Raw genomic sequence first — 13,749 nt, 5'->3', positions numbered from 1 at the left:
CGGCCCCTGAGGCCTCTCCCGCGCCGCCCCGCCACCGCCCCCTTCTCTCGCCCGCGCCTCCTCGCCGTGAAGCGCGAGTCGTGTCTCTTTCCCGGCTGTCATCCCTCAGCCTGGAAGACGTAGGAGCGCTCACGGCCGCGGTGAGCCCTCCGAGTGCCGTAGCGGTTCGCAGTTCCCCCAAGAGCAGTACCAGAAGAAGGAAGACGCATGCGCTTGAAGGAAAAGCTGTTGACGAGCCTGTTGCTGGTGCCACTCACCGGCACCAGCGCCTGGGCGAAGGAGCGCGTCAACTTCGACGCATTCCTCGTGAATCGCGAGTCCCGGAGCCTGGCTGCGACCCCTGAGCAGCTGCTGGCCCGGGGAGCCCGCGTCGAAGGCATGGAGGAGCGGCTCGGCCTGCCCACCGTCCTGTGGAATGACCGGCACGCCACGGAGCGCAACGGCGCCCTGGCCACCCAGCGCCCGGAGCAGGCCGCGCGGGTGCACCTGCAGAAGTTCGCCGATCTCTACCGGCTGACGAGCGAGGACATCTCCAGCGCCACCCTGCAGTCGGTGCACAAGACGGCCTTCGGCCCCATCATCGCCCGCTTCGAGCAGAAGGTGGGCGGCATCGAGGTGTTCCGTAGCGGCGTCAGCGTGGTGATGGACCGCCAGAACAACCTGGTGGCGATCACCGGCTACATGACGCCGCACGAGGCGGTGGCCGCCCGCAAGAGCACCGTGGGCACGGACTTCCAGCTGAGCGCCGCGGACGCCGTGGCCCGGGCCTTCAAGGACCTGACGGACACCACCCTGAGCGCCCGGTCGCTGGCGAGCGTCGGCACCCAGGGCGACTACACCCGCTTCGCCTTCGAGACGGGCGTCAGCGCGGTGGTGCCGCACCAGATGACCGAGCCGGCCCGCGCCAAGAAGGTCTACTTCACCCTGCCGGACGGCCTGCAGCCCGCGTTCTACGTGGAGCTCTCCGTCGGCACCAAGGGCAGCTCGGAGTCGGACTACTACTCCTTCGTCATCTCCGCGAAGGACGGCTCGCTGCTGTTCCGCAACAACCAGACGGCGGAGGACGCGTTCTCCTACCGCGTGTGGGCCCACCCCACGGACTTCATCCCCTACGACGGTCCGCAGGGCAATGATCCCACCCCGCACCCCACGGGCACGCCGAACGGCTACCAGGCGCCCTGGGTTGCCCCGAACCTGATCACCCTGCAGAACGTGCCGTACTCGCGCAACGATCCGTGGCTGCCGCCCAACGCCACGCAGACGAACGGAAACAACGCGGACGCGTACGCGGACCTGGGAGCGCCGGACGGCTTCCAGCCGGAGACGGACCTGCGCGCGCCCACCTCGGCGCCGGGCGTCTTCGACTACACGTACGATCTCAGCAAGTCGCCGAGCGACAGCATCACCCAGCGCCGGGCGGCGGTCGTCAACCTGTTCTACCTGAACAACTACCTGCACGACGCTTACTACGACGTCGGCTTCGACGAGATCTCCGGCAACGCCCAGGCGCGCAACTTCGGCCGCGGCGGTCTGGAGAACGACTCGATCAAGGCGGAGGCCCAGGACTACCTCGGCCGCAACAACGCCAACATGTCCACGCCGGCCGACGGTAACCGGCCGCGCATGCAGATGTACGTGTTCGACGGCGTGCCGACCCTGACGGTCGAGTCGCCGGCCAACCTGGCGGGCATCCGGGAGGCGGGCAGCGCGTCGTTCGGCGCCACCGTCTACAACGTCACCGCGAACGCGCTCATCCCCAACCCCGCGGGCACCACGCTGGGCTGCACCCCGTTCACCGCCGGGACGTTCGACGGGAAGATCGCCGTCATCGACCGCGGCAGCTGCGACTTCAACGTCAAGGCGCAGAACGCGCAGACCGCGGGCGCCGTGGGCGTGATCATCGTCAACAACGCGCCGGGCTCCGCGCCGGGCCTGGGCGGCACCAACGCGGCCGTCACCATCCCGACGCTCTCCATCACCCAGGACACGGGCGTCGCGTGGAAGCAGGAGGTGGCGACCAACAACACCACCATCCGGCTGAACATGAAGAAGATCGCGGATCTGGACCGCGACGGCACGCTGGACAACACCATCGTGGCGCACGAGTGGGGCCACTACATCAGCAACCGCCTGGTGGGTAACTCCAACGGCCTGGTCAACAACCAGGGCCGGTCCATGGGCGAGGGCTGGGCGGACTTCCACGCCATGCTGATGGCGGTGCGCGACGAGGACCGCAACCGCCCGGGCAACAACCTGTTCCAGGGCGTCTACGGCATGGCCGGCTACGTCGAGAGCGGTGGCGCCAACAACGGCTACTACTACGGCATCCGCCGCGTCCCGTACTCCACGGACATGACGAAGAACGCGCTGACGTTCAAGCACATCGGCAACTGGAACGCGCTGCCGTCCACCCACCCCATCAACTCCACGCTGCCGGGCGGCGCCAACGGCGAGGTCCACAACAGCGGTGAGGTGTGGGCCAGCATGCTGTGGGAGTGCTACGCGTCGCTGCTCAACGCCTATTCGTTCGCGGAAGCGCATCACCGGATGAAGTCGTACCTGGTGGCCGGCTACAAGGCGACCCCGAACTCGCCGACCATGCTCGAGGCGCGCGACGCGCTGCTGTCCGTGGTGGCCGCCAGCGATCCGGCCGACTACGCCCGCTTCCTGGCCGCGTTCGCCAAGCGCGGCGCGGGCGTGGGCGCCAAGGCGCCCCACCGCGACAGCGCGGACCACATCGGCGTGGTGGAGAGCTTCGCCAACGGCAACAACCTGGAGATCACCAGCGTCCGGCTGGATGACAGCGTCACCGGCTGCGACCAGGACGGCGTGCTGGACGTGGGCGAGACGGGCCTGCTCACCGTGACGGTGAAGAACACCGGCCTGGGCGCGCTCGGCTCCTTCTCGGGCACGGTGGCCGCCAGCGGCGCCACGGCCACCCTGCAGTTCCCCAACGGCAACACCCTGGCCTTCTCGACCATTCAGCCTGGCGCCTCCGCCACGCGCACGGTGCCCGTGAAGCTCAACGCGGTCACCGGCGCCACGCCTCGCGCGGGCATCACCGTGACGCTCACCGAGCCGTCGGTGCCCACCGCGTCGAAGACGGCCGAGTACAACAACCGCGTGCACTATGACGAGGCGCTGAGCGGCTCGCTGGTGGACCGGTTCGACACGGAGATGACCAGCTGGACCTCCGGGCTCATCAACCGCGTGCCCGGCTGGGCGGGCGCCACCGAGCGGCTCGCGGACGGCACGCTCAACCGCTACATCCACGTGCCGGACCTGGGCACCATCTCCGACGTCCCGTTCCTCACCCCGTGGATGCAGGTGAACCCGACGGGCAACACGGTGCTGACGTTCAAGTACCGCCACTCCCTGGAGTCCGACTACAGCGCCGCCGGCTGGACCGCGCCCTACTATGACGGCGTGGTGCTGGAGATCTCCGTCGACGACCTCACCTGGTACGATCTGTACCTCGATCTGGGCGTCAACCCGGGCTACACCTCGTTCCTCGAGGTGGGTGACAACCCGCTGTCGGATCGCGCGGCGTACGTGGGCACCAACGCGGGCTTCCCGGCCTGGAGCACCGCCACCGTCAACTTCGGCACGGGGCTGGCCGGACTGCCGATCCGCTTCCGCTTCCGCATGGGCACGGACAGCGCCGCGGGTGCGTACGGCTTCGACATCGACGACTTCCAGCTGAGCAACGTCGCCAGCGGGCAGTACAGCAGCCTGGTGGCCGAGACGAGCGATGGCACCGTCTGCAACCGCCGCCCGGTGGCGGACGTGGGCCAGTCGCCGCGCGGGTACAACGAGTTCGACGCCGCGGGCAACCCCACGGTCATCACGCTCAACGGCTCGGCGAGCTTCGATCCGGACGGGCAGCCGCTCACCTACCAGTGGACGCAGACGGCCGGTGATCCGGTGGACCTGCAGGGCGCCAACACCGCCACGCCGAGCTTCGTGGCGGACACCCCGTACGACAACACCTACGCGTTCCAGCTGGTGGTGAACGACGGGGTGGAGAACAGCCTGCCGAAGACCGCCGTCATCACGGTGCTCAACATCAACCGCCTGCCGGTGGCGGTGGCCACGGGCCCCGGCTCGGTGGCCGAGCGCACCGTGCCCAGCATCATGCTGGACGCCACCGGTTCGACGGACGAGGACGGCGAGATCCTCACCTACACGTGGACGCAGACGGCCGGCCCGGCGGTGACGCTGAGCAGCGCTACCGCCTCGCGGCCGACCTTCCCCACCCCCGAGGTGACCCAGGACACCACGTTCACCTTCGAGCTGGTGGCCAACGACGGCTACGCGGACAGCGAGCCGGCGGAGGTCTCCGTGGTGGTGACCAACGTGGACCGCCTGCCCGTCGCCAACGCGGGCGTGGACCAGACGGCGGATGGGCGCAAGCTCGTCGTCGTCGCCGGCACGGGCAGCGATCCGGACGGCGAGGCGGTCTCCTACGCCTGGACCCAGGTGGACGGCCCCTCCGTCACCCTGATGGACGCCGACAGGGCCACCGCGTACTTCGTGTCTCCGGACGTGAAGACGCAGAGCACCGTCACCCTGCAGCTCACCGTCACCTCGGCCTCGGGCGGCAGCAGCTCGGACACGGTGACCATCACCGTGCGTCCGGACCAGGCGCCGAACGTCAACGCCGGCGTGGATCTGTTCACGCAGAGCGGCAAGACCGTCACCCTGTTCGGCTCGGCCAGCGATCCGGAGAATGACGCGATCACCTACGCGTGGACCCAGGACGTCACCGACGCCGAGCAGGTCACCCTGGTGGGCGCCAACACGCAGACCCCGTCCTTCACGGCTCCGACCGTGACGGCGGACACGGTGCTGCACTTCACGCTCACCGCCACCGCCAACGGCCTGAGCACCCTGGACACGGTGACCGTCACCGTGCAGCCGGGCACCACCCCGGTGGACCACGATCCGGTGGTCACCGCGGGCCCGGACCAGAGCGCGAACGCGGGCGCCACCGTCACCCTGGGCGGCTTCGCCCACGACGCTGACGGCGACGCCATCACCTACGCCTGGACCCAGGCCGCCTCGGACACCGAGCAGGTGACGCTGAGCTCCAACAGCGTGGCCAGCCCCTTCACGGCTCCCAACGCGAACACGGTGCTGCACTTCACCCTCACCGTCACCGCCAACGGCAAGACGGCCTCCGACAACGTGGCCATCACCGTTTCCGCCTCCAACTCCCCCGTGGACCACGCCCCCGTGGTCACCGCGGGCCCGGACCAGAGCGCGAACGCGGGCGCCACCGTCACCCTGGGCGGCTTCGCCAGCGACGCTGACGGCGATGCCATCACCTACGCCTGGACCCAGGCCGCCTCGGACACCGAGCAGGTGACGCTGAGCTCCAACAGCGTGGCCAGCCCGACCTTCACGGCTCCCAACGCGAACACGGTGCTGCACTTCACCCTCACCGTCACCGCCAACGGCAAGACGGCCTCCGACAGCGTGGCCATCACCGTTCAGGCCGGCTCCACCCCCGTGGACCACGCCCCCGTGGTCACCGCGGGTCCGGACCAGAGCGCGAACGCGGGCGCCACCGTCACCCTGGGCGGCTTCGCCAGCGACGCTGACGGCGACGCCATCACCTACGCCTGGACCCAGGCCGCCTCGGATACCGAGCAGGTGGCCCTGAGCTCCAACAGCGTGGCCAGCCCGACCTTCACGGCGCCCAACGCGGACACGGTGCTGCACTTCACCCTCACCGTCACCGCCAACGGCAAGACGGCCTCCGACAGCGTGAGCATCACCGTCAAGGCCACCAGCTCCACCGGCGACCAGGCCCCGCTGGCCAACGCCGGCGCGGCTCGCTCGGTGAATGCCCGTGACGCCGTCACGCTCCAGGGCTTCGGTGTGGATCCGGACGGCGACGCGGTCACCTACGCCTGGACCCAGGCCGCCTCGGACGCGCAGCAGGTCAACCTGAGCGGCGCCAACACGGCCACGCCGTCGTTCACGGCTCCGGACGTGAAGGAGCCCACGGCGCTGCACTTCACCCTCACCGTCACCGCCAACGGCAAGACGGCGACTTCCTCGGTGACCATCACCGTCGTGAAGGCCAACCGTCGCCCCGTGGGCCGCGGCCCGACGTCGCTCGAGGAGAACGAGAACATGGCCATCACCCTGGATGCGAGCCAGAGCTCGGATCCGGACGGTGACACGCTGACCTACCGCTGGGTGCAGACCGGTGGCCCGGCGGTGCAGCTGACCGGCCAGGACTCCGCCGCGCTCCAGTTCACCACGCCCGAGGTCTCCTCGGACACGCTGGTGTCGTTCTCGCTGGTCGTCACCGACGCGGACGGGTTCGCCTCCGACGTCGTCCCGGTCAGCGTCAAGGTGAAGAACGTCAACAAGGCTCCGGCGGCCCAGGCTCGCCACGTGGCCGGCGACACCGCCGGTCAGACGGTCACCCTCGACGCGCTCGGCTCCACGGATCCGGACGGCGAGCGGCTGAGCTACAAGTGGGAGCAGACGGATGGCCCCGAGGTGTCGCTGTCCACCACCAACCAGGCCACCGTCACCTTCCAGGCTCCGGACACCGACAGCAACGTCACCCTGGCCTTCAAGGTCACGGTCACCGACGCGAGCGGCGCCTCCGCCTCTCAGACGGTGAGCGTGGAGATCAAGCCGGCGGCCAAGGATGACGATGACGGTGACGGGGGCTGCTCCAGCACCGGCTCCAGCTCGGGCGGCGCGATGCTGCTCGCGCTCCTGGCCGGTGTGGCGCTGTCCCGCCGCCGCATCACGCTCCGCTAGTCCGAGCGGAGACCTGTAGTTGAGGGAGGGGCGGCCTTCGGGTCGCCCCTCTTCTTTTGCGGGCCGTGGTTGGGCTCAGGTGCCCGGCGGAGGGCATGACGGAGGCGGGCGCTCCGCCGGGAGGGCGGGCGCGGGCACGGCTTCCGTCAGGGGTGTGTCAGAAGGGCCAGCGGGACTTGCGCAGCAGCGCGGTGGCCTCGGCGTTCTTCGGGTCCAGCTTCAGCACGGCCTCGAGGTGGCGCTTGGCCAGGTTGCCGGCCTTGCCATCCAGGAGCACCTGGGCCAGCAGCAGCCGGTAGGCCACCGTGTCCGGGGACACGTCCACGGCGCGCTGGGCGTGGATGCGGATCTCGTTCCACTCCATGCCGAGCGCCTTCGCCAGCCGGGCCGCGCGGTAGGCCGCCTCCGCGTGGTGCGGATCCAGCGAGGAGGCCTTGCGGTAGGACTCCAGCGCCTTGGGCAGGTCCTGCTGCTTCTCCAGGTCCATGCCGCGCTGCATCTCCACCTTGGAGCGCTGCTCGTCGTGCTTCTTGCGCACCTCGGCCAGCAGCGCCGTGGCCTCGCGGTTCTTCGGGTCCAGGTTCACCACCTGGTTCAGATCGGCGAAGGCCTTCTCGAAGTCTCCGCGCGCGAAGGCCGCCTTGCCGCGCGTCAGCAGCTCGGTGAGGCGGTGGGTGCGCGCCAGGTAGGGGTGGCGCGAGAGGCGTGACTGGCGCTCGGCCCGGCGCTCCTCGTCCCCGAGCAGCGGCTCCTCGAGCCCCGAGGGCACGGGGGATGGGGCGGGCCCTCCCCGCAGGCGGGGGTTGGCGCGCAGGTAGGCCTCGCGCTTCTCCGGGTTGGAGAGGACGGTGTGCGCCTCCGAGATGCGGCGGAAGATGCGCTCGATGCGCGCCCGGAAGGTGCCCAGGTTCAGCCCGGCGTAGCGGTCGGGGTGGTACTTGAGCGCCGCCTCGATGAAGGCCTGCTTCACCTCCTCCACGGGCGCGCCGGGCTTCAGCCCCAGGAGGGCGAAGTAGTCCCTGCCCTCCTGCGCCTTCTCCAGATCGATGATCTCCTTCTGACGAGCGGGATCGAGATCCACCAGCTCAGGCATGGCACCACCTTCAGGCGGGAGTGAGCACGCGCTCGAGGATGCGCAGGCCCTCGTCCAGCTCCTCGCGGGTGACGATGTAGGGCGGAGCGAAGCGCACCGTCTTCTCGCCGGCGGCGTTCACCAGCAGGCCCTGCTCGCGGCAGCGCGCGATCACCGGAGCGGCCTCCTGCTGGAGCTCGATGCCCAGGAGCAGCCCGCGGCCGCGCACGTCCTTGATGAGGGTGGGCAGCCGGGCCTGGAGCTCGCGGCCCCGGGCGATGAAGTACTCGCCCTTCTCCTGGATGTCGCTGAGCATCTTCGGGTCGCGGATGTAGCGGACCACGACGTTGGCGGCGGTGGCGGCCACCAGGTTGCCGCCGAAGGTGGAGCCGTGCGTGCCGGAGGGCAGGCTCTTGCCGGCCGCCTCGGAGCAGAGCATGGCGCCGATGGGCAGCCCGTTGCCGAGCGACTTCGCCAGGCTGATGGCGTCCGGCTGGATGCCCTCGTGCTGGAAGCCGAAGGGCTTGCCGGTGCGGCCCATGCCCGTCTGCACCTCGTCCACCAGGAGCAGCATGCCGCGCTCGTCGCACAGCTCGCGCAGGGCCTTGAGGAAGCCCTGCGGCGCGGCGCGCACCCCACCCTCGCCCTGGATGGGCTCCACCAGGATGGCGGCGGCGCTGGGGCCGGCCGCCTTGCGCACGGCCTCCAGGTCTCCGTAGGGGACGTGGACGAAGCCGGCGGGCAGCGGCTCGAAGCCCTTCTGGTACTTGGCCTGGCCGGTGGCGGTGACGGTGGCCAGGGTGCGGCCGTGGAACGAGTTCTCGAAGGTGATGATCTCGAAGCGCTCGGGGGTGCCGCGATCCTTCATCACCTTGCGCGCCAGCTTGATGAGGGCCTCGTTGGCCTCCGCGCCCGAGTTGCAGAAGAAGGCGCGCGGCAGGCCGGAGAGCGCCGTGAGCTGCGCGGCCAGCTCGATGGAGGGCTCCGAGTAGAAGACGTTGGACACGTGCCAGAGCGTCTCGAGCTGGGCCTTGGCGGCGGCGACCACCTCCGGGTGGCAGTGGCCGAGGGCGCACGTGGCGATGCCGCCGAGCAGATCCAGGTACTCACGGCCGTCCGCGTCCCACACGCGCACGCCCTTGCCGCGCACCAGGACGATGGGCTGCTGCTTGTAGTTCTGCAGCAGGTGGGCCTTGGCCTTCTCGATCCACACCTCGTTCTGGGTGCGAGGCGCGGCGGCGGCGGTGGGATGGGTCTTGGCGGGGCTCGTGGGCGTGGTGGGCGTGTGCACGTCAGGTTCCTCTCTTGGGGCGGTGCGAGGCCCCAGGTGCAAGGCTACAGGATGTAACGGGAGAGATCCTCGTCCTGGACGATGGAGCCCAGGCGCTCGCGGACATAGGCGGCGTCGATGGACAGCGTCTTGGGCCCCATCTCGCTGGCCCCGAAGGACACCTCGTCCAGCAGGCGCTCCAGGACGGTGTGGAGCCGCCGGGCGCCGATGTTCTGGGTGCGCTCGTTGGCTACCTGGGCGATGCGGGCGAGCTCGTCCACGGCGTCATCGGTGAACTGGAGCTGCACGCCCTCGGTGGCCAGCAGCGCGGTGTACTGGCGGATGAGGGAGTTCTTCGGCTCGCGGAGGATGCGGATGAGGTCCTGGCCGCTCAGCGGCTCCAGCTCCACGCGGATGGGGAAGCGGCCCTGGAGCTCGGGGATGAGATCGCTCGGCTTGGAGACGTGGAAGGCGCCCGCGGCGATGAAGAGCATGTGGTCCGTCTTCACCTGGCCGTACTTGGTGTTGACGGTGGAGCCCTCGACGATGGGGAGGATGTCGCGCTGGACGCCCTCGCGGGACACGTCCGGCCCCTGGCCCTTGCCGCCCTCGCGGCTGGCGATCTTGTCGATCTCGTCGATGAAGATGATGCCGCTGGACTCGGCGCGGACCAGGGCGTCTCGGGTGACGCGATCGTTGTCCACCAGCTTGCCGGCCTCCTCCTGCTGGAGGAGCTGCAGGGCCTCGGGCACGCGCACCTTGCGACGCTTGGTGCGGTTCATGCCCGGCATGTTCTTGAAGAGGTCCTGCAGGTTGACGCCGACCTCCTCCATCCCGTGCCCGGTGAAGTTGCGCAGGAACATGGGGTTGCTGTCGGACGTCTCGATCTCCACGAACTGGTCATCCAGCGTGCCGGCGCGCAGCTGGGCGCGGAGCTTCTCGCGCTCGTGGTCGCCCAGCCGGGACGGAGGCGGCGGCACGGGGGGCTGGAAGCCGAACGGCGGCGGCGAGGAAGTCTTGGGCGCGCTGCCCGAGAGCAGCTCCATGAGCCGGTCCTCGGCCAGCTCCAGGGCGCGCGGCTTCACCTTCTCCGTCTCCTCCTCGCGCACCAGGGCGATGGCGGCCTCGACGAGATCGCGCACCATGGACTCGACGTCGCGGCCGACGTAGCCCACCTCGGTGAACTTGGAGGCCTCCACCTTGACGAAGGGCGCCTGGGCCAGCTTCGCCAGCCGCCGGGCGATCTCCGTCTTCCCCACGCCAGTGGGGCCGATCATGATGATGTTCTTCGGGTGGATCTCCTCGCGGAGATCATCCGAGACGCGCTGACGGCGCCAGCGGTTGCGCAGGGCGATGGCCACCGCGCGCTTGGCGGCGTTCTGCCCGACGATGTAGCGGTCCAGCTCGCTGACCACCTCGCGGGGCGTGAAGGCGGGCATCTTTCGGGAATCGGCCACGGGCAGGGGCTCCTAGAGCTCTTCGTAGGTGACGTTCGAGTTGGTGTAGACGCAGATGTCCGCGGCGATGGCCATCGCGTGCGTGGCGACCTCTCGGGCGGACAGCTGGGTGTGGGCCATGAGGGCGCGCGCGGCGGCCAGGGCGTAGTGCCCGCCGCTGCCCACGGCGGCGATGCCGTGGTCCGGCTCGATGACGTCACCGGCGCCGGAGAGGATGAAGGTCTTGTCCCGGTCAGCGACGATGAGCAGGGCCTCCAGGCGGCGCAGGAAGCGATCGGTGCGCCAGTCCTTTCCCAGCTCGACGCAGGCTCGGGCCAGGTTCTTCTGGTGCTCCTTGAGCTTGGCCTCGAAGCGCTCGAAGAGGGTGAAGGCGTCCGCCGTGCTGCCAGCGAACCCGGCGAGCACGTTGCCTTCGCCGATGCGGCGCACCTTCTTGGCGGTGTTCTTCATGATCGTCTTGTCGAGGCTGACCTGGCCGTCGCCGGCGATGACGACCTTTCCCTCGCGCCTGACACAGAGGATGGTAGTGCCGTGGAACATGGTCTGGGGGGTTTAACAAGGCGGGGAGCGGGTTTCCAAGGAAGACCGCCCGCCTGTCCGCCCCCTCACCATCGACGGGCGCGGATACCCAGGTGGGTCGCCGCCAGGCACTGACGTCCATATGACGCTCTGCCCTTCCCGGGGGCTTCGTTTCCCTTGGGACGCATCGACTCCCGCGCGGAAATCATCCACCCTCGCCTCATGAAAGGGTGTGCCTCCGCTCGTCTCCCGCGCCGTTCCGCTCAGCTCGTCGTCGCCTGCCTCGCCGCGTGCCTCGCCGCGTGTGGCGCGGGCGCGAAGGAGCGACTGCCGCAGCCTTCCGCCACGGGCACGAAGCCCTCGAGCCCCTCCCCCGCTCCCCGAAGCAGCCCTCCGCCCGATGCCTTCGCTCGGGAGATGGTCGACGCGCACAACCAGGCGCGCGCCAACGCACGCCCCACGCCCAAGCCACCCCTCCCCGAGCTCCAGTGGTCCGCCGAGGCCGCCAAGAAGGCCGAGTCCTGGGCGGCCCGCTGCACCTTCGAGCACAACCCGAACCGCGCTCCTTTCGGTGAGAACCTGGCCGCGGCGACCCCTGGCGCCTGGAAGACGGCGGACGTGGTGAAGGACTGGGCCTCGGAGGCTGCCCATTACAACCTCGCCCAGAACTCGTGCGCGAGTGGCAAGGTGTGCGGCCATTACACGCAGGTGGTCTGGCGCAACACCACGCACGTGGGCTGCGCGAAGCGCACGTGCACGAAGAACTCTCCCTTCGGGAAGGACTTTCCCACCTGGGAGCTCTGGGTCTGCAACTACGCTCCTCCGGGCAACTTCGTGGGACAGAAGCCCTACTGACACCGCCTCCCCGACTCAGCCACGGAAGAACACGGATCCACAGGCTGGGCGCACAGGTCGCGGGTCCCTCGTCTCGGTGCGGGTCCCCCCGTCAGCTGACGGGTCCTCCCGCACCGGCCGTCCCGCTCTCTCTCGGCACACGGCGATCTGGGACGAACCGATTCGGATTGCCCCCCTCTGGCCGCAATCCGGGCGAACTGGTCTGCTTGTAGGACCAGTTGGCTCGCAGCGATCGCCCTCGGGCCCCCACGAACAGCGGGAACGGAACGCGGGGCGGCGGCTCAGGCCCGCGGGTGGGCCTTGTCGTAGATCTGCTGGAGCTGCTCCACCGTGACGTGCGTGTAGCGCTGTGTCGTGGACAGGCTCGCGTGGCCCAACAGCTCCTGGATGCTCCGGATGTCCGCGCCTCCGCCCAGCAGGTGCGTGGCGAACGAGTGACGCAGGGCGTGCGGGCTCACCTTGCGCGCCAGGGCCAGCTTCACCACGTACGTGTCCAGGTGCCGGGCGATGCTACGCGGCGTCAGCCGGCCGCCCTTGTAGTTGAGGAACAGCGCGTCCGGATCCTGCCCCGGCCGAGCCGTGGCCAGCAGCTCTCCGCGCCGCGCCAGGTAGTCCTCCAGCGCGCGGATGGACTGGGCGTTGACCGGGCACAGCCGCTCCTTGCTGCCCTTGCCCATCACGCGGACGATGCGCCCACTCCGGTCCACGTCCAGCAGGTTGAGCCCGCACAGCTCGCTGATACGCAGGCCTCCACCGTAGAGGATCTCCAGGATGGCCTTGTCCCTCAGCCCCAGCACCGTCTTGAGCGATGGCATGTCCAGGATGGCGAACACCTCGTCCACCGGGAGCACCTTCGGCAGGCTCTTCGGCAGCTTGGGGCTCTTCACCAGCTTCGCTGGGCTCGCCGGCAGCAGCTTCTGGCGCACCAGGTACTTGTAGAAGGACTTGATGCTGGCCAGCCGGCGACCACGGCTCGAGGGCGCATGGTCCACCGCCAGCGTGCCCAGGTACCCTCGAATGGCCGCGTGCGAGCCCGCCAGCAGCGTGAGCTTCATCTTCTCGGCCAGGTACTTCTCGAAGTCGACGAGATCGATGAGGTAGTTCCGCACCGTGTGCGGCGACGCGCCCTTCTCGTCCTCGAGGTGGGCCCGGAACTTCTCCAGCAGCGGCGACAGCTGCACCATGCCTGTAGCGTAGACGGCCTCGGCCCCCACGCAAGCTTTGGGACTCAGGCCGCGATGATGCGCATGTGCCGCGGCTCGATGTACCGCGACGGCCGGGCGCGCATCGGAGGAGCACCCGCGCTCGCCGGAGCCGACGCCGACGGGGCCGCCCCCAGGCTCGCCGAGGCGAACAGCTTCTCCGCCACGTGACGGGTGGCCTGCATGCGCTCGGCCTTCTGCGTGAACGTGAACATGTGCACCACGCCCTCACGCACCACGTAGAACTGAAGCTGCGCCACCTTCACGCCCCCGACCATGTGCGTGTACTCGCGCAGGAAGCCGCCCAGGATCCCGAACGTGGCCGGGCGCTCGCCCACCAGCTGGAACTGCTCCGAGGAGCTCTTCAGCACCCCCAGCATCCGCTGCGCGAACTGCGGCGGCGTCTCGCGCGGACGCAGCGGCTCGGTCGTGTACGCCAGGCTGCTGCGGAACCCATCCTCCACCGGCCCCGACGCCACGATCCGCGTCGCATCCGACCACCCGTCCGGGAGCGACAGCTGCAGGTTGCCGTGGTTCATGGTGCGCGAGTTCATGGTCGGGACCTTGGTGTGAGGGGCCAGGGTGTGC

The 13,749-nt window shown here is 69.5% G+C and carries 8 protein-coding genes; 2 read left to right on the top strand and 6 right to left on the bottom strand.

Annotation, left to right across the window (positions count from 1 at the left end; genetic code table 11):
* Nucleotides 1-207 precede the first annotated feature (207 nt).
* The gene (locus tag KY572_RS23870) at nt 208-6,786 is read left to right on the top strand and encodes a myxosortase-dependent M36 family metallopeptidase (protein ID WP_224245252.1); all 6,579 of its coding nucleotides are present in this window, start codon (nt 208-210) and stop codon (nt 6,784-6,786) included.
* A 157-nt stretch (nt 6,787-6,943) separates the two neighbouring features.
* On the opposite strand, the gene KY572_RS23865 is transcribed toward KY572_RS23870, so the two are convergent.
* The 4 genes from KY572_RS23865 to hslV all read right to left on the bottom strand — a co-directional run bounded on the left by KY572_RS23865 (nt 6,944) and on the right by hslV (nt 11,125).
* Nucleotides 6,944-7,879: a J domain-containing protein gene (locus tag KY572_RS23865; protein ID WP_224245251.1), complete on the bottom strand. Its 936-nt coding sequence runs from the start codon at nt 7,877-7,879 to the stop codon at nt 6,944-6,946.
* A gap of 10 nt (nt 7,880-7,889) precedes the next feature.
* A complete protein-coding gene (locus tag KY572_RS23860) occupies nt 7,890-9,071 on the bottom strand; it encodes an acetylornithine transaminase (RefSeq protein ID WP_407659992.1) in 1,182 nt (393 codons plus the stop codon).
* 122 nt (nt 9,072-9,193) lie between these two features.
* Nucleotides 9,194-10,585 carry an ATP-dependent protease ATPase subunit HslU gene (hslU, locus tag KY572_RS23855; RefSeq protein WP_317987891.1) on the bottom strand — a complete coding sequence of 464 codons (1,392 nt, stop codon included), beginning with the start codon at nt 10,583-10,585 and terminating at the stop codon, nt 9,194-9,196.
* Nucleotides 10,586-10,597: 12 nt separating this feature from the next.
* Complete coding sequence (hslV, locus tag KY572_RS23850) at nt 10,598-11,125, bottom strand: ATP-dependent protease subunit HslV (RefSeq protein WP_224245249.1); 528 nt, start codon at nt 11,123-11,125, stop codon at nt 10,598-10,600.
* Between the two features lie 396 nt (nt 11,126-11,521).
* Here hslV and KY572_RS23845 point away from each other — a divergent pair, with 396 nt between their 5' ends.
* Complete coding sequence (locus KY572_RS23845; RefSeq protein ID WP_317987890.1) at nt 11,522-11,959, top strand: CAP domain-containing protein; 438 nt, start codon at nt 11,522-11,524, stop codon at nt 11,957-11,959.
* A 281-nt stretch (nt 11,960-12,240) separates the two neighbouring features.
* On the opposite strand, the gene KY572_RS23840 is transcribed toward KY572_RS23845, so the two are convergent.
* Both KY572_RS23840 and KY572_RS23835 read right to left on the bottom strand, forming a co-directional pair.
* Nucleotides 12,241-13,143 carry a tyrosine recombinase XerC gene (locus KY572_RS23840; protein WP_224245248.1) on the bottom strand — a complete coding sequence of 301 codons (903 nt, stop codon included), beginning with the start codon at nt 13,141-13,143 and terminating at the stop codon, nt 12,241-12,243.
* A gap of 44 nt (nt 13,144-13,187) precedes the next feature.
* Nucleotides 13,188-13,715 (bottom strand): DcrB-related protein, encoded by a 528-nt coding sequence (locus KY572_RS23835; RefSeq protein WP_224245247.1) that lies wholly within the window; start codon nt 13,713-13,715, stop codon nt 13,188-13,190.
* Between the last annotated feature and the right edge of the window lie 34 nt (nt 13,716-13,749).

This window comes from Hyalangium gracile, from assembly GCF_020103725.1.
In the GTDB taxonomy this organism is placed as follows: domain Bacteria; phylum Myxococcota; class Myxococcia; order Myxococcales; family Myxococcaceae; genus Hyalangium; species Hyalangium gracile.
This window is presented reverse-complemented; position numbering and strand designations above follow the sequence as displayed.

Bases quoted from the DNA above. Each gene is read 5' to 3' on its own strand.
- KY572_RS23870 (WP_224245252.1), top strand. From the start codon at position 208: ATGCGCTTGAAGGAAAAGCTGTTGACGAGCCTGTTGCTGGTGCCACTC.
- KY572_RS23865 (WP_224245251.1), bottom strand. From the start codon at position 7,879: ATGCCTGAGCTGGTGGATCTCGATCCCGCTCGTCAGAAGGAGATCATC.
- hslV (WP_224245249.1), bottom strand. From the start codon at position 11,125: ATGTTCCACGGCACTACCATCCTCTGTGTCAGGCGCGAGGGAAAGGTC.
- KY572_RS23845 (WP_317987890.1), top strand. From the start codon at position 11,522: ATGGTCGACGCGCACAACCAGGCGCGCGCCAACGCACGCCCCACGCCC.
- KY572_RS23840 (WP_224245248.1), bottom strand. From the start codon at position 13,143: ATGGTGCAGCTGTCGCCGCTGCTGGAGAAGTTCCGGGCCCACCTCGAG.
- KY572_RS23835 (WP_224245247.1), bottom strand. From the start codon at position 13,715: ATGAACTCGCGCACCATGAACCACGGCAACCTGCAGCTGTCGCTCCCG.